The organism is Sedimentibacter sp. MB35-C1 (assembly GCF_030913635.1).
Taxonomy (GTDB): Bacteria; Bacillota; Clostridia; order Tissierellales; family Sedimentibacteraceae; genus Sedimentibacter.
Map to the genome: position 1 here is coordinate 282,842 of NZ_CP133188.1, position 21,949 is coordinate 304,790.

Genomic DNA, 21,949 nt, shown 5'->3' on the forward strand with positions numbered 1-21,949 from the left:
TGCCCTTGAATCGGACAGCCTCAGCTGTTATTTTCATATATATTTCTTTTTAATAACCATCCATTCTAGTGCAAAGTTATCATCTTTGAATATTTTTTGTTATAATTTAATTAATCTATTGCAACTACTGCTCCGTTGTATGTTTCATCAATATATTGTTTTACTTCATCGCTCTTCAAAGCTTCAATCAAAGCTTTAACATCTTCTCTTTCCTCGTTTCCCTCTTTGACAACTAATATATTGGCATAGACCTGAGCAGCATCTGAGTACTGTTCTTCTTTTGCTAATGCATCTGACACATTTAATCCGGCAGAAAGTGCATAGTTACCGTTTAATACTACAAAATCCACTTCGCCTATTACTCTTGAAACTTGAGCTGCCTCCAATTCAATAATTTCAATATTGTGAGGATTTTTTTCAATATCATTTTTCGTAGCTGCAAGTCCGGCGCCTTCTTTTATTTCAATAAGGCCATTAGCCTCAAGAAGCAACAATGCTCTTGCTTCATTAGTAGTATCACTTGGAACTGCTATTGCGGCACCGTCTGGTATGTCAGATAGATTTTCTGATTTACCTGCATATATTGCAAGTGGCTCATAATGAATTGGAGCTACTGAAACCAGATTCGTTCCGTTTTCCTCATTGAAGTTATCCAGGTATGGTTTGTGCTGGAAGAAATTCGCATCTACGTCTCCGGCATCAACAACAAGGTTAGGCTGTACATAGTCAGAAAATTCAATTATTTCCAGTTCATATCCCTGTTCTGCCAGTATATCCTTAGCTTGCGCTAAAATTTCAGCGTGAGGTGTCGGCGATGCTGCTACGGTAATTTTACCTTTAGCCATACTCTCTGAAGGCACTTCCGCCTCTGGTTTTTCTTCTGATGCCTGCTCATTTCTTTGACACCCTGCAAATATTGCAAGGGATAGCACTAATATTGACACCACTAATAATAATTTTATATATTTTTTCATAGTTATCTCCTTTATGTCGTATTTAATATGTCACTGAGTTTACTATTCAGTATGCCCTTAGCTAGCTCGGACATATCTGGCGTTATTTCAGCTTGTTTTTTTAGACAGTTCTCTTGTCTGTCTTTTGTGCGATTTTCATTCCTATCATCTGAAGCAGCTGCACGAGTATAATCAAAAGAACCAGCGTCATAAGCATAATTTCGGTCTGGTACCTGTAATAACCGTACCTTATGGCTATGTCTCCCAATCCTCCTCCACCAAGAATACCTGCCATTGCAGAATATCCCAGTATTGTCGCTATCGCAATTGTTGCGCCTACAATCAGCGAATTTTTGGCTTCCGGAATCAGCACCTTGAACACTATGGTTAAAAGTGATGCTCCCATACTTTGTGCTGCTTCAATAACTCCTTGATCTACTTCTTGAAGTGAAGATTCAATCAATCTTGCTATAAATGGCGTAGCTGCAATTACAAGCGGTACTATTGTAGCAGTGGGCCCATAACTTTTGCCGGCTATAAATTTAGTCAAGGGTATAACCGCTATCAACAGTATCAGAAACGGAACTGAACGCCCCACATTTACAACAATATCCAGAAATCTATAAATAAATCCAATAGGATGTAAACCGTCTTTTTTAGTTATTACTAATGCTATTCCGATTGGAAAAGCAAATAAATATGCAAAGAGTGTTGATACAACTGTCATGTATAAAGTGTCTCTTGTTCCTTCCAACAGCATCATAACCGTATCGTTAGCCAACATAACCAATCAACTCCTCTACATTAACATTTTTATTTTTTAAATAGTTTATAATTTTATCAGCCTGCATCTCATCATCAGGAAGCTGCAGTACCATTTGACCGAATGCTTGTCCTTTTATATCCTTTGTATTTGCAAACAGTATATTAACCTGCGCCCTGCATTCTAAAACCATGTTTGCAATAACGGGCTCAAAAGAAGACTTCCCATCGAATACAATGCGTATACACCTGTTTCCTGTCATCTCTTTTGCCGAAGTTCCGCTGTGGTAGACAAGCTTCTTAGCAGCATCGGTTTTCGGGTTTGAAAACACATCTTCAACCCTGCCTTTTTCGGCCAATTTACCTTTGTCTATGATTGCTACGAAATCGCATATTTCTTCAACCACTGACATTTCATGTGTAATAATAACAATAGTAATTCCAAGTTTTTTATTTATGTCTTTCAGAAGTTCAAGTATAGAGCGAGTTGTGGTTGGATCGAGAGCGCTGGTAGCTTCATCACAAAGCAGTATCTCTGGATTTGTTGCCAAAGCTCTCGCTATGGCCACCCTCTGTTTCTGCCCACCGCTCAGTTGGGACGGATATGCCTTTTTTTTATCCGCAAGCCCTACAAGATCCAATAGTTCTCCTGCTCTTTTTCTTCCTTCATTTCTGCTTACACCGCCTATTTCAAGCGGAAAGCACACATTATCTTCAACGTTTCTCTGCATAAGAAGATTAAACTGTTGAAAAATCATTCCTACTTTTTGCCTAAGACCCCTAAGCTGTTTTTCATTAAGTTTCAGCAAATCCCTGCCGCCTATGATAACAGTACCTTTCGTAGGCCTCTCCAAAAAGTTTATACATCTGACCAAGGTGCTTTTACCTGCACCGCTCATTCCTATTATTCCGCATATATCACCTTTATTAATGTCAAGGTTAACTCCCGACAGGGCAGTCACTTTATTATTCTGACTGATATAATGCTTTTCTAAATCTTTTAACTGAATCAATGGAGTCGTACCCATGCTGATTTCTCCTTTACTTAGCCGCTAAATCTTTTACTACCTCGCTTGCGATTATGAGTCCAGCCACTGACGGAACAAATGATACGCTGCCTGGTGTGGCTCTTCTGCTTGTCACTTTTTCCTCAGAATCGTGAGGATTGCTAGCCTCTTCGTCATATATTGGTTTAATAGGTTCTTCCTTTGAATAAACAACCTTTAATTTTTTTATGCCCCTCTTTTTAAGCTCACGTCGCATTACCTTTGCAAGGGGATCTACGGAGGTCTTATATATATCCGCAACCTCCAGCATTGCAGGGCTCAGCTTATTGCCCGCACCCATGCTGCTCATTACCGGAACGCCGGCAGCCTCTGCCCTGACTATCAGTTCAAGCTTAGCCGCTACTGTATCTATCGCATCAATGATGTAATCATATTTTGTAAAATCATAGAGGTCTGCATTTTCAGGCAGATAAAATGTTGCATATGTTTCCACTTCAGCCTTTGGATTGATATCTCCAATCCTTTCGGCCATCACTTCAACTTTCTTTCTTCCTATAGTTTTTCTTGTGGCTATAATCTGCCTGTTTATGTTTGTAATACATACCTCGTCATCATCAAACAAGGCAAATCTGCCCACCCCGCTTCGTGCAAGAGCTTCGGCAACATACCCTCCAACTCCGCCTATTCCAAATATAGCAACTGTTGAATTTTTTAATTTATTCATAGCTTCCTTGCCAAGTAAAAGCTGTGTTCTTGAAAATTCGTTTAGCATAATACCCTTTCTTTGCTTAAATTTAATCACAATATTTTATGTTTATTTCCTGCTGCTAATAATATTTATTCCCAGTTTTTGCACACATCAACCCATTCCCTGCATTGAGATAATTTTTCCAGCTCGTCTAAGGTGAGTTCTATTGCAGAATTTGAACTGCCGCACGCAGGAAACATTGTATCAAATCGTTTCATGGAAATATCAAGATATACATCTACGTTCTCCGGAAGAGCAAACGGACAAACACCACCTATGGCATGTCCGGTAAAGCTTACAGTATCTTCATGAGCAAGCATTTTCGCTTTAAATCCGAATTTTCCTTTAAATTTCTTATTGTCTACCTTTGCGTCTCCAGCTACTACAATTATCATTGCATTATCGCCATTGTAAAATGACAGCGACTTGGCTATTCTTGCTTCCTTGGTTCCCAAGGCCTTTGCTGCCAGTTCTACGGTAGCCGTCGATTCATCCATAATAAGAATATCATTATCCTTATTGTATTTCTTTAAATATTCGCTTACTTTTTCTAAAGACATTTATATCCTCCTAAATATAAAAAACCCTCTTCGAAGAGAGGGTAAATGTTCTAACCGTCTCCTCATCTGCCAAAGATACCTTTGCCGGACTTAGCACCTTTCAGTAAACTGTAGGTTGCCGAGACTTCACAGGGCCGATCCCTCCGTCTCTCTTGATAAGAAGTTTTTCTTATTTAGTTGTCATGTGATACTTTACACTAATAAAGTATATTTGTCAACCTTATTTTTAAAATTTTCAAACATATTTGTTATTTATTAGCTTTTTATGCTATCAGAATTGAATTATTAACTTCTGCATATATTTAGTTTAGCATGCATATTAATCGGGTATAATATTATATATAAAAAATTATAGGAGGCAGTTATGAAAAAAATACTTGTTCCGATAGACGGTTCGCCTGTATCTCAAAAGGCAGCGGAAAAAGCCATAGAATTGGCAGAAAGATATAACAGCAAGCTTGTATTTATATATGTTGTAGATACCCGCGGAATATATACATACGATGTGGGCGGAATTATCAGCGTTCCTTTTAATTATCCGAAAATTACCGAAGAATTAATTCAAGTAAAAACAAAATTCTTGGATATTTTTGTATCTTCGTTGGAAGTTGATGATAAAAATGTTGAAAAAATAGTACTGCATGGCGAGCCTTCAGACAAAATACTGAATTATGCAAAAAAAGAAAAATTTGATTTAATCGTAATGGGCAGAAGAGGTTTCTCGGCCGTAAAAAGATTTTTTGTAGGTTCTGTTACACAAAGGGTAATTTCCGATGCTCCATGTCCTGTGTTAATTATCAACGATGAAAGCGACGAATAATTATTACGTTAAGAATATTATAAGTATAGCAGAGCCTCTACACGTAGGCTCTGCTATACATTTTACTGTCTTACTAACTTTTCTATGCTTAAGCTCTTTTTTAATTCTTCAAGCCTTTCCTTTGACATGGCAGGAACATCTTTTAATTTGCAGTCAATATTAAGCTCTTCATATTTGAACACCCCCAAGGTGTGATATGGAAGCAGCTCTACTTTTTGTATCAATTCCTTAGGAAATGTATTGACTTCATCTTCTAATTTCCTCATATCCTCTGATGTATCATTTATACCAGGCGTTACCACATGTTTAAGCCACAGCTGTGTCTTATTTTCTATTACAGAATCTTTAAATATGTGGTAATCAGCCATATCCCTACTGGTCAGACTTTTGTATTTTTTAGGATCAGGATGCTTTATATCCAGAATCACCAAATCCGCATTTCTTAAAATTTCGTCATATTTTCCAAGTCCTACCCCAGCAGTATCTATTGTAGTGTGTATATTTTCTTTTTTGCACAGATTTAGACACTCAAGTAGAAATTCGGGCTGCATCAAAGGCTCTCCCCCAGAGAATGTTATGCCACCGTTGTTATTCTTAAAGTAATCTTTGTATCTTATTGCTTTTTCAACGATCTCTTCAGGAGTTATTTCTGTTCCACGATTAAAAGACCAAGTGTCAGGATTGTGGCAGTACGCGCATCTCAGCCTGCATCCCTGCATAAACACTACCATGCGTATGCCGGGTCCATCCAGAGTTCCCAGCGTTTCTATCGAGTGAATATATCCTTTCATGCTACATCCTTTCATGGAATGTTCTGCTAATAACATCCAGCTGCTGTTCTTTGGTCAGCCTGTTAAAGTTTACGGCATAGCCTGAAACACGTATCGTCAAATTAGGATATTTGTCAGGGTTTTTCATTGCATCCTGCAACGTATCTCTGCTTAGTACATTTACATTGATATGATGAGCATTCTGTGTAAAATATCCATCCAGTATGCCTGAAAGATTATCTTTTCTATGTCTATCCAGCTTTCCAAGAGTCTCCGGAACTACTGTGAAAGTATTTGAAATACCATCCTCGCACACATCTTTATATTTTAACTTAGCTACTGAGTTTAGAGAGGCCAGTATACCGCTTTTGTCTCTTCCGTTCATGGGATTAGCTCCCGGTGCAAACGGCTCACCTGATTTTCTTCCGTCCGGTGTAGCTCCTGTCTTTTTACCGTAAACAACATTAGAAGTTATGGTCAATACAGAAAGTGTGTGTTTTGCATCTCTGTATGTCTTGTGCTTTTTAAGTTCTCCGGAAAAAAACTCAAGCACTTCTTCGGCAATAAAATCAACCCTGTCATCATCATTACCATACATGGGGAAGTCTCCCTCAATGTTAAAATCAACCGCTATTCCGTCATTATCATAAACCGGCTTCACCTTTGCATATCTTATAGCACTAAGTGAATCAGCAACTATTGAAAGCCCCGCAACTCCGAATGCCATAAGCCTTCTTACATTGCAGTCGTGAAGCGCCATAAGTCCTGCTTCGTAAGCATACTTATCATGCATATAGTGAATTATATTCATTGTATTAACATAAAGCTCCGCAACATATGTCAAAACTTTCTTGTAATTTGTCCATACTTCATCATAACTTAAAAACTCAGAGGTTATTTTTTCTATATCTCTTACAACTTTTATTTTTCTTTTCTCATCAACGCCGCCATTAATTGCCATGAGCAGAGATTTTGCCAGATTACATCTTGCTCCGAAAAACTGCATGTCCTTACCCAGCCTCATTGCTGAAACACAGCATGCTATTCCGTAATCATCGCCGTACATCGGTCTCATCAAGTCGTCATTTTCATATTGAACTGCAGAGGTTTTTATGGACATCTCTGCACAGTATTTTTTAAAACACTCCGGAAGATCTTTTGACCACAAAATGGTCATATTCGGTTCGGGAGAAGGATTCAAATTAGTCAATGTATGCAAAAATCTGAAAGTAGTCCTTGAAACAAGTGTTCTGCCATCCTGAGACATTCCTCCCAATGATTCTGTTACCCAGTTAGGGTCTCCCGCAAATAGTTCATTGTATTCCGGCGTCCTTAAATGCCTTACCATTCTAAGTTTCATGACAAACTGATCGATTATTTCCTGAGCCTGTATTTCAGTCAGTACACCTGATTGTAAATCTCGCTCAATATATATGTCAATAAAAGTGCTCACTCTGCCAAGTGACATTGCAGCACCGTTGTTTTCTTTAACTCCAGACAGATATCCAAAGTAAACTGCCTGCACCGCCTGCTGTGCATTATCCGCTGGCAGTGATATATCTACACCGTACTTTGCAGCCATAGATTTCATAGATTTGAGAGCTCTTATTTGTTCTTTAATCTCCTCTCTCATTCTGATGTTTTCCTCTGTCATAGGCAAAGAAATTCCTTTATACTCTTCTTCCTTTTTTTCTATCAAAAAATCTATGCCGTACAAGGCTATTCTTCTAAAGTCACCTATTATTCTGCCTCTTCCGTAAGCATCAGGAAGTCCTGTCAGCAATCCCACACTCCTTGCAGATTTAATTTCCGGAGTGTAAACATCAAAAACACCCTGATTATGTGTTTTTCTATACGTGTGAAACACATCCTTCAGCTCACGTGGCATCGCATATCCGTATGCCTCAAGGGACTGTTCAACCATCCTGATTCCTCCGAATGGATTAATCATTCTTTTCAGAGGTGCGTCTGTCTGAAATCCAACGATTATTTCATTCTTCTTATCAAGATACCCGGGTTCGAAGCTGTCAATACCTGAAATATGTTCGGTATCCACATCATAAACACCTTTTTCCATTTCCTCCGACATAAGCTTTGATGCCTCATCAAGCAATTTTTTTGTTCTTTCAGTGGGTTCTGCCAAAAAATCTTCATTGCCTTCGTAAGGAATGTAATTCTTTTGAATGAAATCTCTTACATCAATGTCGTTTGTCCAGCTTCCTTCTTTAAAATTTGTCCATGCTTTCATATATCCTCCTAAATTCAGCTCAGAAGAGAATAAAAAAACCGCCTGAGCTCAGCCCAGGCGGTCGACTTCCAAATTAATCACACTCCCTCGTGGTATCCCACTTCCGCCAGTCATGTGACAATGTTATATTATATTAAAATTTTGTTATTGTCAATACATTATGATTATCAAAACATTATGCATTTTCTATTATATGGTTAATCTGATCTTCAAGCTGCTTAATCATGCATTCTTCTGTTACTTTTTCTTCATAAAGCTTAGACATTGCCTTATCTATGTGGTTTTTAGTATTTTTCACAGCATCCAGAGATTTACCTATATCTGACTGCACAACCCAGTCAAATATAAGGCCGTCATAAAAATAATCAGAAAATGCATCGAATATTCCTATAGCTATTCTTTTACCGGTAATCATTTTTATATCAGAAAGTTCCCTCTTGAATCTTCCAAGTGATCTTTGGGTATATTCCGCATACTGCCCTGCTTTGTCGACATGCTCATACTTTGCTGAAGGATTGATAATTTTGCCGATCATTCCGTCTCCGTCCCCCCAATTTTGAGCATTTTCCAATTCTTTTATTGTTTTTTCAATGTAATCTAGCGCATCTTCTCCTGCTTTTATAGCCTCATCAATTTCAATGATGTTAGCATTCATACTTTCTTTTCTTCTTATAATATGCTTAAGTTCTTCGCTTGTTTCTCTGTCCTCAAGATTAATCTCTTTCAGCTTCTTATTCAGTAAATCTTCATATTCTGTTTCACAAATTTCGACCTGATTAAGCTCATCCATAATTACCTTGGATTCCTTAGCAAGGAAATCAACATTATTTTTGCATTGGTCATATTTAAGCCTTGCCTTAAGCAGCTCTTGTTTTTCTTTCTCAAGTTTTTGTTCTTTAGTTCCTAATATGGCGTAAAATAATGAAGTCATATTTGAAGATTCAAGCTTTAAAACATCAGAGTTTTCCTTTTCCAGTTCCTCGGACAATTTGTTTAAAAGCAGCTTCTCCTTTATCATATCTTGTTCAGTATGTTTCAAAAGCAATTTTAGCTTATTCTTTTTTTCCATGCATTTTTTTACATAACTGATTCTATCATTACAATCACGTTGCATATCAGTTCTCCTTTAATAGGCTGTCAAGTATTTTCAATATATTAAGACTATATATTTTTTTAATTATATCATACATAATATATCGATTCAAACAGTTTTTACCCATTGCAAACAGGAATACGTTAGTAATTTTTATTATTTTTTATTGAATAAGCAGGGTATATAATGTATAATGTCTTTAATAATCTTGTAAGGAGGCACATTATGGCTATAACTAAAGATATGATTATTCGTGAAGTAGTGCAGGCAAGCCCTGACGCTGCAGAAATATTAATGTCTTTCGGAATGGGATGCGTCGGATGCCCTGCTTCTCAGATGGAAACATTGGAAGAAGCCGCAGCGGTTCATGCAATGGATTTGAACAAACTGCTGGATGCATTAAATAAATAAAACCATTGGATTTTCCTTTTTAAGCGAAAAGTAAAACCGGCAATACTCCAGATCAGATTTCGATTATTTTCTGTTATCCTTATTTGAAATAAAAATTTCAAGCGGACCCTTTTGATCGAATTATTTTCATTATAAAATGAAAATACTGAACTGCAATATATGCCGGTTTTCTATTTTAAAAGCAACAAATTAACAGCTGTTTAATTTATTTGCTTATGTCAATATTGTTTACAAAAATCAGATTTATAGTATATAATATTTTTAGTTAAATTAGCTAATATTGTTAAATTGAATTAAAGTTTAAATTCAACTTGTTTGTTCCCCCATAATTCACCCTGCATGGCATTTTCATGTCCTTCTGAGAATATGCCGGGAATTCCTCCTGTATGAAGAAGCATGACATTTTTGTCTTTAGAAATCAATCCTTTTTGAATCATTTCAATCATTCCCCTGAACACCTTGCCCGTGTAGCAAGGGTCTAGTATGATTGCTTCTTCTCTTGCCATCATATACATGTATTCTCTTGTAACCGGATCTGGAACATTGTATGAAATTCCAACATACCCGTCTTCAATCCACATATCATCGGCAGACACATTAACGTCAAGTCCAAGAAATTTGTTTGTTTCTTCTATCAGTTCCACTTTTTCCCGCATTTCTTCTTCATCTTTATGTGAAACACTTATGCCTACGGGAGTAAATCCTGCATCAAAGTATTTTGCTCCCAGATACAAACCTCCGTAAGTTCCTACAGAGCCAAATCCCGTAAAAACATAGTCCATCTTTATGTTCATTTCTTCAAGCTGATCTTTTATTTCTCCTGCCGTGGTCACATAGCCCGCAGTTCCAACTGGACTGCTCCCTCCGATTGGAATTAAGTACACCTTTTCGTTTTGCTTTTCATACATGCTGACAACCTCATCGGTTGTTTTTTTTACAAGCTCTTTGTATTTTGATTTTCTTACTTCACTTGGCTGGTTTCGGAAGCTTGTATCATCCATGAAAAATAAATCCGCACCCATCATTTTATCAAGTATCAGATTTCCTGTTGCCTTTTCAGGAGCAGGACCATCCATTATTATTCCGCATTTAAGACCGAATCTTGCAGCCACTGCAGCAGTAAGCCTTCCATGATTTGTCTGAGGTCCCCCGTAAGTAAGAAGAACGGTGCAGTCATGGTCTAATGCATCTTTCAATAAATAATCAAGCTTTCTTAATTTGTTTCCTCCGCAGGCATATCCTGTCATGTCATCTCTTTTTATGTAAATGTTTATGCCGTATTTTTTGCTCAAATTTTCAAGCTTGTGTATGGGTGTTTTATACATGCCTGTTTCAATTTTTTTTAAATTTTCTAATTTCATACTTCCTCCAAAAAACAGGCAGATTCCAAAGCTGATTGGAAGCTGCCTGTGTATTATTACAACAATTCATCCAACTTGCTTCTGTTGAACCCTACAACCACTTCATCATCAACAAAAATCACCGGAACTCCCATGTAACCCATCGATAAAAGCTCCTTTTTAGCTTCCGAATCTAAAGATACATTTTTTTCTTCGTATTCATAACCTTTTTCTTTTATATATTCCTTTGCTGCTGTACAGTTCATACATGTTGAACTTGAATATATTTTGATATTTTTCATATTTCCTCCCGAGTTCAAATCATCATAAGTATTCTAACGTTTGATATATTTTATCATAAATCTATATAAAGTACCATAAATATTTCATTTAAACATTTCACAAAAAATTACAAGTTGAATAAAATAGATTATGCAGTTAAGACAAATCATGAAAGGAATGATGTAATGAAGGAATGTACTATTTCCATAAATGCTCCTGGAAGAATTTTAAAAGGAGCAGGTATTCCAAATACTTCTTTTATTCCCGCTTACATATATAAACTCAATATTACTCTTACAAATAAAAGTAACAGCACAAAATTGTGCTCATTCAGTTCAACCATGGGGAATGGAATACGCTATTTAAATAATTTATCACACTCGGGTCCGGATGTGGGACTCGCGGAAAAAGTTACTGCTATAAATCCATCACCAGAAATAGGAAGTAACAATGTTATTGTATTTGCCAACAACATAAATTTATCGCCGGATTCGGTAAATACCCTGACCTTTGATATAGCTTTGTGTGATAAATTAACTGACGAAAGCATAGAAAACTCAGGTGATAAAATATTGCATAAAAGCAAGATAAATTACTATGCGCACCTTATTTGTGAAGACTATACCGACTCTTGCAGTTCATCATCCGTGGCATGTGACTATGAAATGGTTGTTAAATGTGACAATGAAAAAATAAAAAAGGGAGAAACAACCAAATTTTATATTCATTGCAATGCAGGTCAATACGACATGGCCAGAAGCGTCTATGTCAGAAGCATACTTGACGAAGGTCTGGAATTTGTGGGAGATTCAAGCAATTTGCAGCCAAAAAACGTGTATACTTTTAACGGAAAAACCATACTTAAATGGGATGTAGGCAGTCTGAAGCCGGCTGAATCAAAACGCATAGGCTACATGGTCAAAGCAAAAGATAATGTAAAATCAGAAAACAGCTTAAGAAATAAACTTAATTCAAACTGCGTAAATAATTCTGAATACACCCAGTGTCCTGTAAGTTGTGTTTACAGCCTTATTGTTGAATAGCAATACATTTCATATACATAGACGTAACCCCCTTAAATAATAAAAAATGAAGGAGATACCTTCATTTTTTATTATTTTAATATATGGACTGGCTATTATAAGAATTCTCTCAAGCTTTTTATTGTTCGGTTGTTTATTCCTGTCGTAGTATCTGCATGGTACATAGAACTAATAATTGATTCCTCCACTGTCTCTGCAACAGCCTTAAAAACCTGCTCAATAGCATTTTCGTCTATCATTTTTATATCAACTATTTTCGTATCTGAATAGTGATTTACTTTATTTGCAGTTGTAAACGAAATACATATATCCCCGCTTCCGTTGCCAAGATACGATCCTGTCCTTGCAAGAGCCACTGTAGAACGCTTAGAAATACGCTTAAGCTGTCTTTCGCTCAGAGGTATATCCGTTGCAATAACCATAATAATCGAACCTTTATCCTGATCATTTTCCTGTGCTTCCTTAATTCTCTCGCCTACTTTATCCCCGTTTATCGTAAGGTATTTCTTAGAACCAAAATTAGACATTACAATTGAACCAATTGTATAATCATTTCCATCAATCTCCACAATTCTGGAGGATGATCCTATACCCCCTTTTAACCCAAAGCACACCATTCCCGTACCGGATCCCACGGCCCCCTCCTGAAAATCTGAACCGGCATTTTCTATTGCTTCAAAAACATGTTCTTCTTTTACATGGAGCCCTCTTATATCATTTAATTTTCCATCATTGCACTCTGTAACCACACAGTTGACCGTGCCTGTTGAGTTGCCTATATCTTCGTTTTCCCTCAACATGTATCGAACCAGCCCTTCCATAGCAGTTCCAACACTCAGTGTATTTGTCATAATTATAGGAGTTTCAATAGTTCCAAGCTCTTCAATCTGCAAAATACCAGCGCTTTTTCCAAAGCCGTTAATTACGTGGCAGGACGCCATCACCTTTTCCTTAAAAATATTTCCCTCTTTTGGGATAATTGCTGTAACTCCTGTCTTAATGCTGCCATTGTCCAGAGTTACATGACCCACTTTTACACCTTTTACATCTGTTATTAAATTTCTTTTTCCTTTTTTTATGCTTCCGATAGTTATTCCGCTGTCCTTGTCTAAACCCATTATTCCTCCATTATGAAAAAAACTCTTAGCAACAAACTACATTATTATATTTATCAGCCTTTCATTATCTGCAAAGTTTTTTATATTTTGTACTATAAGCTTTACCCATCTCGCCTTATTGTTTTTAACGAGAGCCGAAGCATGAGGAGTAAGGTAAACATTGTCCATCGACCAAAGCTCATCATCACTTGGCAAGGGCTCAATCTCAAACACATCAAGTCCCGCATAAGAAATCAATTTGTTTTTCAAGGCATCCTTTAAATCCTTCTGATTTATAATACTTCCCCTTGCAATATTTATTACTGAAGCTGTCTCTTTCATCAACTTTAAATTTTCTTTATTTATCATATGATATGTTTCTTCGTTTAAATCTGCCGTAACAATTATGTAATCGCTGACAGACATTATATGGTCAAGTCCTCTCTTTCCTGAGTATATCTCTTCAAAATACGGAACATTCAATACGGGTGTTCTCTTATATCCAAGCATTTTAACTCCAAAAGGCTGAAGTCTCTTTGCAATTTCCATAGCTATTGAACCTGTTCCTATAATACCGACTGTCTGTCCCTTAAGCTCAGTTCTCCTAAGAGTATTATCCCACATTTGCACTTTTTTATTTTCTAAATACCTCAATGCATTAGTATTATGCATCAAAATTTTGCATACTACATCTTCCGCTATAGGTATGGAAAATATATCTTTGCCGTTTGTAAGTGTTATTCCTCTTTTTCTGATATAATCCGTATCTATCATATCATAACCTGCTCTGAAAAGCTGAATCCACTTCAGATTAGGAAGCTTTTCCAGTATTTTGACATTCATAATTTCAGGCTGACCTATGAGTGCCAAAGCTTCGGGGCATTGATCAGGCTCAGTATAAAATTGTATTTCAGGAAACTCTTTTGATATTATTTCATGAAATTTTTTGTCTATTATTATTTTCATAAGCTTTCCTTTCTAAAAAATAAAGGGCGCATCACGCACCCTCCGGCTATTGAAAAAACCTGTCTGTCATTAACAGCAATATTATAATGTTAACTTACGCAGTATGCCACTATGCTGTACTCAGAAGGCACTTCATAATCCTTGTCAGGTTTTCCGAATTTCCATTCCAAATCAAACAACGTATTATCAACAATAAGCTGGAAGTAAAGCATTACTGTTCCCATATCGATTTTTTCTTCGTATTCATTTATATCCTTATCTTTTCTTAACACCAGCATTACCATTCCGTTATCATATATGAATCTCCATGGCTGTCTGTTCTTTGTTGAAGGTGCAAGTCTTGCATAGAAAAATGCTTCCAGAAGGCCAAGGTTTGCCAAATCGTCCGGGTCTGCATTATTACCCCACTTATTCATATATACAACTTCGCTGATTTTTAGTCTTTCAGTAGTATTATCCTCAACTATTTTCACATTTGCCTTTGATGGATTATATGCAGAAACATTTTCGTATACTACCTTATTCTTGTTATCATCAAATCCAATAGCAATTAGTGCTGTCAGCTTTTTATCTGATTTAATGTTCAGCTTTTCTTTTACAGCATCTCCGTTGCCGATTGTTATCCAGCATGATCCGACACCAAGCTCAAATGCCTTCAGTCTTATATCCTCAGCAGCATAACTTGTATTTTCAAGAAAATGATCTTTCTCTTCCGATAAAAAAATCAAGTATTGCGGAGCATCCAACATAATGTCATTATATCCGGCAATATTTTTTATATTGTCAAATACTTCGTCTCTGGTCATAAGGATCATTTCTATTCCGATATCCTTAACCAGCCTTTTGCTATCTTCGAAATATTTTGTTAATTTTTGAATAGTTTCAGGATCTACTTCTTCTTTTTTATAGTTCCTTACTGATTTAATTTTTGCTATCAAGTCTTTGTATTCCATCTATTCCCTCCATAAAGTTATTTACATGCTATTTATACCCACTTTTCATATGTTATAACATAAATTTCCCTAAATTGTTGATTAAAATGCTATAACTATTCCTCCGTCATCAGCGTATACAGTGCTTAATCCGGAAGATTTGAAAATTTTGACATCCTTAAATGGATATCTGGCTTTTATATCTTCCTTCAGCTTTTCAGCTTTTTCCAGACAATTAACATGCGTTATTCCCAGTATTGTGTTTTCAAAATCTACATTGTATTCGCCTATCATGTCAATAAGTCGGGCAAATGCTCTTTTTTTGCCTCTCACCTGTTCCTTTAGGACTATTCTTCCTTCACCGTCTTCTCCCATTATGGGTACAATATGCATTATATTTGCTATAATAGCCTTCAAATTAGTTATTCTTCCATTTTTTGCAAGATTATCAAGAGAATCAAGTATAAATAGAGTTCTGACCTTAGAAATGTATTTGTTGGTATGTTCTATAATCTCCGATGTATTAAAATTACCCTCAATCAATTGTTTTACCTTAATAGATATGAGAGTTTCACCTGCACTTGCAGTTTTTGTATCAAAAACATGTACAAAGCTTTCCGGGAACTTTTCTTTAAATTGTTCTACCGCCACCATAGCACTGTTATAAGACCCGCTTAGCTGGCTTGAAATAGTAACAATAAAATTATTTGCTCCACCCTTCAGCTTCTTTATAAAATCATCAGGAGGCGCACATGCAGTCTTTATTTGTTGTCTTGTATTTTTCATTTTTTCTATTAGTATATTTATGTCTAAGTCCTCGTCGATGATTTCTTCGTGATCAATAAGTATTCTAAATGGCACTCTTTGTATTTCTTCGGTTTCTTTATCAAAGTCAGTGCAACTGTCAACAATCAAGTTATTTTTCATACAAATCTCCCCTTGCATCTGTTTTTTTAATTATAGCAAACATTAACACAGTATACAATTAAATTTTGCTACTATTTAGCAACTTCAGCTTTTTTTCTCTGTTCATGTTTTTTATTTGGGCTTCTCTTTTCATAGCATCAACCTTGTTGTCAAATTGCTCAGAGTACTTTAAAACAACAGGCGTTCTTCCTCTTGTATACTTAGCACCCTTCTTATCATTATGTGTTTTTATTCTTTTTTCAACATCTGTTGTATACCCCGTGTATAAAGTTTTATCGCTGCATTCGACTATATATATATAATGCATATTTATGTGTCACCCTCCTCTTAATTGTAGTTATTATTTTATCATAAATAAATATAAGTTGAAGATTTTATTTGCGATACTGTTTCCTAATCTAATATGCTTTGCTTATGCATTGTGTATTTTAACAGCAGTTCCACCGTTGACATTTGTTCTTTGCTATAATAAAATAATTAAAAAAACTAATGAGGGCAGAGATGAAAATAGGAATAATCGGAGCTATGGAAATAGAAGTTAAAGAACTCATCGAATCCATGGAAAACATAAATAAAGAAACTATCAGTTCAGTTGTATATTATGAAGGGCAGCTGCAGGGCAAAAATGTTGTTGTCGCAAAATGCGGAGTCGGAAAAGTTCATGCGGCTGTATGCGCACAGACAATGATACTTAAATACAAGCCTGATGCTATAATTAATACAGGGGTAGCCGGCAGCCTAAGTTCAAAACTCGACATATCCGATATTGTAATATCAGAAAATGTTGTTCAGCACGATATGGATACATCTGGTCTTGGAGATCCCGTAGGCTTTATATCGGGGATGAATATAATAAACATCCCATGTTCAAAGGAACTGGTTAAGCAAATAGAAAAATCTGCAAAAAGTATTGAAAACACAAATGTTTTTACAGGCACCATAGCATCAGGAGATCAGTTTATATGCAATCAGGATAAAAAAGACTATATTGTAAAAAATTTTGACGCTCTCTGTGCAGAAATGGAAGGCGCTGCAATAGGACAAGTTTGCTACTTGAACAATGTGGACTTTTGCATTGTAAGAGCAATATCTGATAAGGCAGACGGTTCGGCTCATATGGATTTCCCCACATTTGTACAAATAGCAGCAAAGAAATCCACAAAAATGATAAACACTCTTTTAAAAAATTTCGTATAGACTGTCAAACGAACAATAATTTAATTATATAAAAGGCTGTTGAAAGATTTTGCCCCGTTGTAAATAAAGGCAAATTTTTCAGCAGCCTAAAATATTTCGCGAATTAAAAACTACGGCACCAATATTTCAATTGCGTTATGCACTGAAGATATTTCGGCTGGAACAACCCCGCCAATATCTCCGTCAGTATCAATGGGTATTTTCTTCTCGCAGTCTATTTTTATATTTTTACCCTGCATGTAATGCACCTTGGGATGAGTTATGTGCTGTCCGTTAAACACTCTGGTAAATATCTGCAGAAGATCCGCATTGTTCGCTTTTTCAAAAATAACTATATCCAAAAGCCCGTCATCTATTTTTGCTTTTGGACATAACTTGTTAAAGCCTCCGGCTCCTGATGAGTTAATTACAAGAAAAAGCAGCGTATTTATATTGTATTCCACTCCATCGATATTGTAATTTATATTGTTAGTGTTTACAAGCTGTCCCGGCACTTCAAATGCCGCTTTAAAATAGTAAGCATACTTACCTAGAATTGTCTTTGCCTCAACTGTCACATCATGAGGAATGTTCATGAAGGCACCGCCGCCCACAACGTTAACAAAATAGTTATCATTAATTTTACCTACATCAATTGTTTTAAAATTTTGTTTCATTAAAAGAGATGCAAAATTTGCATATGCCTTGGGAATCTTCAGCTGAGCGGCAAAATCATTAACAGTTCCTGCTGGCATCACCGCAAGCTTTGTTCTGCACGAACTTTTCATTATTCCGTTTAAGACTTCATGAACCGTACCGTCTCCGCCGCAAGAAATGATCATATCGTAACCCTCTTCACAACCTCTTATGGCTGCAGTCTCTCCGTCGCCCTTTTTTTTCGTCGCAAAAAAAGTAAATTCCACAGCTTCATTTTCCATTACAATTTGCGAAGAACTGAATATTTTCTGTCCCGCAAGCTCCTTTCCCGAAGTGGGATTGTATATAACAAAATATTTTTTCATAATTCACCTTTTTCATCACCTGTTATGTTTAAAGTATATCTTATCACATTTAAATAAAAAATCAATATCATAGCAGTGGAGACAGTAGCCTGCAAATTGATTCTTTGAATCTTATTAAAATCCCTCTTTCCAAATATATTTCCCTGGTAAGCTCAAGGGAGTAGTTTAAGTCATTAAGAAAAATATTGTAAAGTTTGGATGATGTCTCAGTGTCATAGATTATTGCATTGCATTCAAAATTAAGTTTGAAGCTTCTCATATCAAAGTTTGCCGTACCTACAGATGCAACTTTTCCGTCAATTACCAGAGTTTTAGCATGCATAAATCCGTTCTCATATGTATATACCTTAACACCGTACCGGAGCAGCCCTCCGCAATGCCAGTACGTCGCCCAGTAAACAAAAGGATGATCAGGCTTACATGGTATCATTATTTTAACATCCACTCCGGACATGGCGGCAATTTTCAATGATTCAAACACCGATGAATCCGGAATAAAGTACGGCGTCTGGATAAGTATGCTTTCCTTTGCTGAATTAATCATCTTTACATAATTGCTTTTAATTGCCTCATCTAGTTTGTCCGGTCCGCTGTTTATTATCTGTATGCCTACGTTGCCTCTCTGTTTTGTATCCGGAAAATAATGAGGCAGAAACATTAAATCCTCTTTTGACGCGTAGCCCCAATCCAGAAAAAACCTGGTCTGCAGATCTACGACAGCATCTCCTGAAATTCTAATGTGTGTATCTCTCCAATATCCTATTTTTTTATTCAGCCCTACATACTCATCTCCCACATTAAATCCTCCAATGTATGCCGTCTCGCCATCTATTACAACAATTTTTCTGTGATTTCTGTAATTTATTTTAAAATTAAAAAGTGGAAAATTGCTTGCAAAAAATATTGCGATTTTTACTTTAGAGTTTCTTACCTTCTCAATAGTTTCATCGGGCAGATGCCTTCCTCCCATTGAATCATATAACAGCCTGACTTCTATTCCTTCTGAGGCTCTTTTAGCAAGCAGCTTTAAAATGTCATTTCCTAAATTATCATTTTTTATAATGTAGTATTCCATATGAATATGATGCTTTGCATTTTGTATATCATTGATTAAATCATAAAATTTGTCCTGCCCATCAGTATAAATTTTCACTTCATTATTCTGGGTGTACGAAAAATCATGAAAGAAAAGATTCATTTTTATTAAATCCTTGAAAGCTTCCGTATTTTTATCGTTATAAACAAGCTCTCCGCTATTAAACAGCTTCTGCTGTACCCTGATATAATCGCCAAATGTCTTCTTAGCATAAATTTTCATAGTAAATAATTTTTTTCTGCTGAAGTTTTGTGAAAGCAGCAGATAAAACAAAAAACCGACACCGGGAAAAATAAGCAGCACCAAGACCCATGCAAGTGTCGCAGTAGGATCTTTTCGCTCTAAAAAAATTACAACAACAGCCATTGCAATATTGATAAGATATATTATTGAAAACGACCCGAAAAGATCAAACATAACTGCCTCCTTCATTTTATTTGATTATTATTTCTCTTATACTGCACAATATACTTTTTGTTAGATATTGAATTTTAAACTTTTATATGCTAATATGACATTTAGCACCAACAAAAAACCATGCTGTACACAATACGATTTTTGACGCAATAATTAAAAATTCATATAAAAGGCAGGTATACCGTGAAAAAAACGCCCTCAAAATACATAGTACTGATAGGAACATTTTTTACATCTCTATCATCAATCATAATCAGATATTCAGATGCTCCTGCGCTGGTTATTTCCGCATATAGGATGCTTTTTACATCGCTGATGCTTCTTATTCCCGTAATCATAAACAGCAGAAGTGAATTTAAAAAAATATCAAAAAAAGAATACGGATTATGTGCCGTCAGCGGTATTTTTTTGGCACTTCATTTTGCTTCGTGGATTACATCTATTAAGATGACCACTATTGCGAACTCTACAATACTTGTTTCATGCAGTCCGATATTTGTAGCATTGGCAAATTACTTTATAACTAAAGAGAAACTCAGCAGGAAAATGTATATAGGCATCTCATTGTCACTGGCAGGCACTATCATAATAGCCCTTGGATCATCAGGCGATGCTGCCGGCAGTACCATGCTTGGAAACATACTTGCATTCCTGGGAGCAATCTTTGTAGCCTTCTACCTTGTCATAGGCGGAATTGTCAGAAAAAACATAAGCGCCGGAGTATATGTATTCATTGTTTATACATCTTCTTCATTAGTTTTGTTTTTCATGTGTATGGTTTCTAAAACACCCATATATCCATACGCTCCAAAAGAATTCCTTCTGTTTGCGGCTTTGGCATTCTTCTGTTCAATACTTGGGCATACCCTATACAATTACATGATCAAGTATGTTTCATCAACTTTGATTTCTGTTTCAACACTGAGCGAACCTATTTTTGCAAGTATACTAGCATTGTTCATTTTCAATGAAATGCCTTCTATTTATACCCTTTCAGGAGGCATAATAATTATATACGGAATATTTTATTACCTTACGGCACAAAATAAAGAAATTAAATCAACAGATTAACTAAGGAACTAAAATGAATTACGAAATTACAAACCTACGCGTTACAGAAAAAGCAACTTCAAAATTGCATTTAAAACAGCTTTTACTGTTAATTTTATCAACTATTTTCATTCCTGCTGCTTATGTATATGTTTCAGCTATTCTTATATCAGAGCTTTTGAGCAAAAAAGTCAGTATTAATAAACAGTTTTCATCACTTTTAATATATGCATATATGTTAATTGGTTTAACAGCATCTGAGTATAAATTAGTATCCGCATTTTTTGTACTATTAATTTTTTTATGCTGTTATTCTTATAATTTGTTTAGCGCAGCGGAATCAGATTGCATGGAAGCAGCTGTAAAATTATTTTATCTTGTATCAATGGTTGTGTTTTTTATAGGTGTTTTGCAATATATAAATCCGGAATTCACCATACCGTCTAAGTGGGTTTCAAGTAGCTATAGCGTTAACAAACGAATTTATTCAACCTTTTTTAATCCTAATGTTTTTGGATTTTATATAAACTTTATTATATTGCTGAGTATAGAAAAACTTAACTTTAAAAAGCCAGGTCTGGAGCTGATAATATTTTCGGCAGGTATATTCTGCTTATTTTTGACATTTTCAAGAACCGCGTGGATATCTATTGTAGCCGCGTTAATTATTACTTCCCTGTTTAACAGAAAGCGCCTAAAATTTGCACTGATAATTTCTTTGGCAATATTTTGCCTCGATGCACTTCTGGGAACAGGTCGGGCAAACCCCTCAAATGCAGTAGCAGACAGTTCTTTTTTATACAGAATAGAAGTGTGGAAGGCATGCATTGAAATAATAAAGGATAATTTTATATCAGGAATAGGGTTCGGAACCTTGTCCAAACATATTGCTGATTATTCTACTGTTGTGAGCACGGGAATAGAGCACAGCCACAGCATTTATTTACAAGTTTTTACCGAAACCGGAATATTGGGTTTTTCTTTATTTATAATTTTATTATTAAATATTATCAAATTTTTTAAAAACAATTTATTTAAGAAACATAATTCTCATTTCATTACTGCATTTTCTGTATTTGTAATGACAATGATTCACGGTCTGGTTGATTCCGTACCTCTCACGCCTCAAATTATGATGATATTGAGCATATATGCAGGAATTATAAGCTCACTGCACACATTTGAACGCTCTAATAAGAGCATTAAATTACCTCTTATAAATTAAGACA

Annotated in this window: 23 protein-coding genes and 2 riboswitches; of the genes, 6 read left to right on the top strand and 17 right to left on the bottom strand. The window is 35.9% G+C overall.

Going from position 1 to position 21,949, the window contains the following annotated elements:
• Window positions 1-110: 110 nt before the first annotated feature.
• The 5 genes from RBQ61_RS01350 to RBQ61_RS01370 form a co-directional block, all read right to left on the bottom strand.
• Window positions 111-974 (bottom strand): MetQ/NlpA family ABC transporter substrate-binding protein, encoded by an 864-nt coding sequence (locus RBQ61_RS01350; protein WP_308138748.1) that lies wholly within the window; start codon window positions 972-974, stop codon window positions 111-113.
• Window positions 975-1,074: 100 nt separating this feature from the next.
• Window positions 1,075-1,737, bottom strand: coding sequence for a methionine ABC transporter permease (locus RBQ61_RS01355; protein WP_308138749.1), 663 nt, complete (start codon window positions 1,735-1,737; stop codon window positions 1,075-1,077).
• Window positions 1,727-2,743, bottom strand: a complete 1,017-nt coding sequence (locus RBQ61_RS01360) for a methionine ABC transporter ATP-binding protein (RefSeq protein WP_308138750.1) — start codon at window positions 2,741-2,743, stop codon at window positions 1,727-1,729. The genes RBQ61_RS01355 and RBQ61_RS01360 overlap by 11 nt, the downstream gene beginning before the upstream one ends.
• Window positions 2,744-2,756: 13 nt before the next feature.
• Window positions 2,757-3,494 carry a tRNA threonylcarbamoyladenosine dehydratase gene (locus RBQ61_RS01365; RefSeq protein ID WP_308140081.1) on the bottom strand — a complete coding sequence of 246 codons (738 nt, stop codon included), beginning with the start codon at window positions 3,492-3,494 and terminating at the stop codon, window positions 2,757-2,759.
• A gap of 65 nt (window positions 3,495-3,559) precedes the next feature.
• On the bottom strand, window positions 3,560-4,030 hold the full coding sequence (locus RBQ61_RS01370; protein WP_308138751.1) for a YbaK/EbsC family protein: 471 nt from the start codon (window positions 4,028-4,030) through the stop codon (window positions 3,560-3,562).
• Between the two features lie 59 nt (window positions 4,031-4,089).
• Window positions 4,090-4,192, bottom strand: a riboswitch (SAM riboswitch).
• 202 nt (window positions 4,193-4,394) lie between these two features.
• Here RBQ61_RS01370 and RBQ61_RS01375 point away from each other — a divergent pair.
• Complete coding sequence (locus tag RBQ61_RS01375; protein WP_308138752.1) at window positions 4,395-4,850, top strand: universal stress protein; 456 nt, start codon at window positions 4,395-4,397, stop codon at window positions 4,848-4,850.
• Between the two features lie 62 nt (window positions 4,851-4,912).
• Here RBQ61_RS01375 and pflA read toward each other — a convergent pair whose 3' ends face one another.
• The 3 genes from pflA to RBQ61_RS01390 all read right to left on the bottom strand — a co-directional run bounded on the left by pflA (window position 4,913) and on the right by RBQ61_RS01390 (window position 8,982).
• Window positions 4,913-5,641 (bottom strand): pyruvate formate-lyase-activating protein, encoded by a 729-nt coding sequence (gene pflA, locus RBQ61_RS01380; protein WP_308138753.1) that lies wholly within the window; start codon window positions 5,639-5,641, stop codon window positions 4,913-4,915.
• A gap of 1 nt (window position 5,642) precedes the next feature.
• A complete protein-coding gene (gene pflB, locus RBQ61_RS01385; protein ID WP_308138754.1) occupies window positions 5,643-7,868 on the bottom strand; it encodes a formate C-acetyltransferase in 2,226 nt (741 codons plus the stop codon).
• A 44-nt stretch (window positions 7,869-7,912) separates the two neighbouring features.
• Window positions 7,913-7,992, bottom strand: a riboswitch (ZMP/ZTP riboswitch).
• A 51-nt stretch (window positions 7,993-8,043) separates the two neighbouring features.
• Window positions 8,044-8,982 carry a hypothetical protein gene (locus RBQ61_RS01390; RefSeq protein ID WP_308138755.1) on the bottom strand — a complete coding sequence of 313 codons (939 nt, stop codon included), beginning with the start codon at window positions 8,980-8,982 and terminating at the stop codon, window positions 8,044-8,046.
• Window positions 8,983-9,186: 204 nt separating this feature from the next.
• Here RBQ61_RS01390 and RBQ61_RS01395 point away from each other — a divergent pair, with 204 nt between their 5' ends.
• Complete coding sequence (locus tag RBQ61_RS01395) at window positions 9,187-9,372, top strand: DUF1858 domain-containing protein (RefSeq protein ID WP_308138756.1); 186 nt, start codon at window positions 9,187-9,189, stop codon at window positions 9,370-9,372.
• Between the two features lie 293 nt (window positions 9,373-9,665).
• Here the strand turns inward: RBQ61_RS01395 and RBQ61_RS01400 are convergent, their stop codons facing one another.
• Window positions 9,666-10,733 carry a 1-aminocyclopropane-1-carboxylate deaminase/D-cysteine desulfhydrase gene (locus RBQ61_RS01400; protein ID WP_308138757.1) on the bottom strand — a complete coding sequence of 356 codons (1,068 nt, stop codon included), beginning with the start codon at window positions 10,731-10,733 and terminating at the stop codon, window positions 9,666-9,668.
• 56 nt (window positions 10,734-10,789) lie between these two features.
• Window positions 10,790-11,014, bottom strand: coding sequence for a glutaredoxin family protein (locus RBQ61_RS01405; protein WP_308138758.1), 225 nt, complete (start codon window positions 11,012-11,014; stop codon window positions 10,790-10,792).
• Window positions 11,015-11,128: 114 nt separating this feature from the next.
• Between RBQ61_RS01405 and RBQ61_RS01410 the strand changes: the two genes are divergently transcribed.
• The gene (locus RBQ61_RS01410; RefSeq protein ID WP_308138759.1) at window positions 11,129-12,037 is read left to right on the top strand and encodes a hypothetical protein; all 909 of its coding nucleotides are present in this window, start codon (window positions 11,129-11,131) and stop codon (window positions 12,035-12,037) included.
• A 95-nt stretch (window positions 12,038-12,132) separates the two neighbouring features.
• Here the strand turns inward: RBQ61_RS01410 and RBQ61_RS01415 are convergent, their stop codons facing one another.
• From RBQ61_RS01415 to RBQ61_RS01435, 5 genes are all read right to left on the bottom strand, one after another.
• Window positions 12,133-13,155 carry a P1 family peptidase gene (locus RBQ61_RS01415; RefSeq protein ID WP_308138760.1) on the bottom strand — a complete coding sequence of 341 codons (1,023 nt, stop codon included), beginning with the start codon at window positions 13,153-13,155 and terminating at the stop codon, window positions 12,133-12,135.
• 36 nt (window positions 13,156-13,191) lie between these two features.
• A complete protein-coding gene (locus tag RBQ61_RS01420; protein ID WP_308138761.1) occupies window positions 13,192-14,100 on the bottom strand; it encodes a D-2-hydroxyacid dehydrogenase in 909 nt (302 codons plus the stop codon).
• 89 nt (window positions 14,101-14,189) lie between these two features.
• Complete coding sequence (locus RBQ61_RS01425; RefSeq protein ID WP_308138762.1) at window positions 14,190-15,053, bottom strand: nitroreductase family protein; 864 nt, start codon at window positions 15,051-15,053, stop codon at window positions 14,190-14,192.
• An 81-nt stretch (window positions 15,054-15,134) separates the two neighbouring features.
• Window positions 15,135-15,959, bottom strand: a complete 825-nt coding sequence (locus tag RBQ61_RS01430; protein ID WP_308138763.1) for a DegV family protein — start codon at window positions 15,957-15,959, stop codon at window positions 15,135-15,137.
• 58 nt (window positions 15,960-16,017) lie between these two features.
• Window positions 16,018-16,266, bottom strand: a complete 249-nt coding sequence (locus tag RBQ61_RS01435) for a GIY-YIG nuclease family protein (protein ID WP_213927208.1) — start codon at window positions 16,264-16,266, stop codon at window positions 16,018-16,020.
• A gap of 194 nt (window positions 16,267-16,460) precedes the next feature.
• On the opposite strand from RBQ61_RS01435, the gene RBQ61_RS01440 reads away from it, so the two are divergent.
• Window positions 16,461-17,156 (top strand): 5'-methylthioadenosine/adenosylhomocysteine nucleosidase, encoded by a 696-nt coding sequence (locus RBQ61_RS01440; protein WP_308138764.1) that lies wholly within the window; start codon window positions 16,461-16,463, stop codon window positions 17,154-17,156.
• Between the two features lie 110 nt (window positions 17,157-17,266).
• On the opposite strand, the gene RBQ61_RS01445 is transcribed toward RBQ61_RS01440, so the two are convergent.
• Window positions 17,267-18,157: a diacylglycerol kinase family protein gene (locus tag RBQ61_RS01445; RefSeq protein ID WP_308138765.1), complete on the bottom strand. Its 891-nt coding sequence runs from the start codon at window positions 18,155-18,157 to the stop codon at window positions 17,267-17,269.
• Between the two features lie 67 nt (window positions 18,158-18,224).
• The gene (cls, locus tag RBQ61_RS01450; RefSeq protein ID WP_308138766.1) at window positions 18,225-19,670 is read right to left on the bottom strand and encodes a cardiolipin synthase; all 1,446 of its coding nucleotides are present in this window, start codon (window positions 19,668-19,670) and stop codon (window positions 18,225-18,227) included.
• Window positions 19,671-19,853: 183 nt separating this feature from the next.
• Between cls and RBQ61_RS01455 the strand changes: the two genes are divergently transcribed.
• Together RBQ61_RS01455 and RBQ61_RS01460 are read left to right on the top strand one after the other, a co-directional pair.
• Complete coding sequence (locus tag RBQ61_RS01455) at window positions 19,854-20,741, top strand: DMT family transporter (RefSeq protein ID WP_308138767.1); 888 nt, start codon at window positions 19,854-19,856, stop codon at window positions 20,739-20,741.
• A gap of 13 nt (window positions 20,742-20,754) precedes the next feature.
• A complete protein-coding gene (locus tag RBQ61_RS01460) occupies window positions 20,755-21,945 on the top strand; it encodes an O-antigen ligase (protein WP_308138768.1) in 1,191 nt (396 codons plus the stop codon).
• Window positions 21,946-21,949: the final 4 nt, after the last annotated feature.

What these genes read in the sequence shown, in the direction of transcription:
- RBQ61_RS01350 (WP_308138748.1), bottom strand. Translation starts at nt 974, where the DNA reads ATGAAAAAATATATAAAATTATTATTAGTGGTGTCAATATTAGTGCTA.
- RBQ61_RS01355 (WP_308138749.1), bottom strand. Translation starts at nt 1,737, where the DNA reads ATGTTGGCTAACGATACGGTTATGATGCTGTTGGAAGGAACAAGAGAC.
- RBQ61_RS01360 (WP_308138750.1), bottom strand. Translation starts at nt 2,743, where the DNA reads ATGGGTACGACTCCATTGATTCAGTTAAAAGATTTAGAAAAGCATTAT.
- RBQ61_RS01365 (WP_308140081.1), bottom strand. Translation starts at nt 3,494, where the DNA reads ATGCTAAACGAATTTTCAAGAACACAGCTTTTACTTGGCAAGGAAGCT.
- RBQ61_RS01370 (WP_308138751.1), bottom strand. Translation starts at nt 4,030, where the DNA reads ATGTCTTTAGAAAAAGTAAGCGAATATTTAAAGAAATACAATAAGGAT.
- RBQ61_RS01375 (WP_308138752.1), top strand. Translation starts at nt 4,395, where the DNA reads ATGAAAAAAATACTTGTTCCGATAGACGGTTCGCCTGTATCTCAAAAG.
- pflA (WP_308138753.1), bottom strand. Translation starts at nt 5,641, where the DNA reads ATGAAAGGATATATTCACTCGATAGAAACGCTGGGAACTCTGGATGGA.
- pflB (WP_308138754.1), bottom strand. Translation starts at nt 7,868, where the DNA reads ATGAAAGCATGGACAAATTTTAAAGAAGGAAGCTGGACAAACGACATT.
- RBQ61_RS01390 (WP_308138755.1), bottom strand. Translation starts at nt 8,982, where the DNA reads ATGCAACGTGATTGTAATGATAGAATCAGTTATGTAAAAAAATGCATG.
- RBQ61_RS01395 (WP_308138756.1), top strand. Translation starts at nt 9,187, where the DNA reads ATGGCTATAACTAAAGATATGATTATTCGTGAAGTAGTGCAGGCAAGC.
- RBQ61_RS01400 (WP_308138757.1), bottom strand. Translation starts at nt 10,733, where the DNA reads ATGAAATTAGAAAATTTAAAAAAAATTGAAACAGGCATGTATAAAACA.
- RBQ61_RS01405 (WP_308138758.1), bottom strand. Translation starts at nt 11,014, where the DNA reads ATGAAAAATATCAAAATATATTCAAGTTCAACATGTATGAACTGTACA.
- RBQ61_RS01415 (WP_308138760.1), bottom strand. Translation starts at nt 13,155, where the DNA reads ATGGGTTTAGACAAGGACAGCGGAATAACTATCGGAAGCATAAAAAAA.
- RBQ61_RS01420 (WP_308138761.1), bottom strand. Translation starts at nt 14,100, where the DNA reads ATGAAAATAATAATAGACAAAAAATTTCATGAAATAATATCAAAAGAG.
- RBQ61_RS01425 (WP_308138762.1), bottom strand. Translation starts at nt 15,053, where the DNA reads ATGGAATACAAAGACTTGATAGCAAAAATTAAATCAGTAAGGAACTAT.
- RBQ61_RS01430 (WP_308138763.1), bottom strand. Translation starts at nt 15,959, where the DNA reads ATGAAAAATAACTTGATTGTTGACAGTTGCACTGACTTTGATAAAGAA.
- RBQ61_RS01435 (WP_213927208.1), bottom strand. Translation starts at nt 16,266, where the DNA reads ATGCATTATATATATATAGTCGAATGCAGCGATAAAACTTTATACACG.
- RBQ61_RS01440 (WP_308138764.1), top strand. Translation starts at nt 16,461, where the DNA reads ATGAAAATAGGAATAATCGGAGCTATGGAAATAGAAGTTAAAGAACTC.
- RBQ61_RS01445 (WP_308138765.1), bottom strand. Translation starts at nt 18,157, where the DNA reads ATGAAAAAATATTTTGTTATATACAATCCCACTTCGGGAAAGGAGCTT.
- cls (WP_308138766.1), bottom strand. Translation starts at nt 19,670, where the DNA reads ATGTTTGATCTTTTCGGGTCGTTTTCAATAATATATCTTATCAATATT.
- RBQ61_RS01460 (WP_308138768.1), top strand. Translation starts at nt 20,755, where the DNA reads ATGAATTACGAAATTACAAACCTACGCGTTACAGAAAAAGCAACTTCA.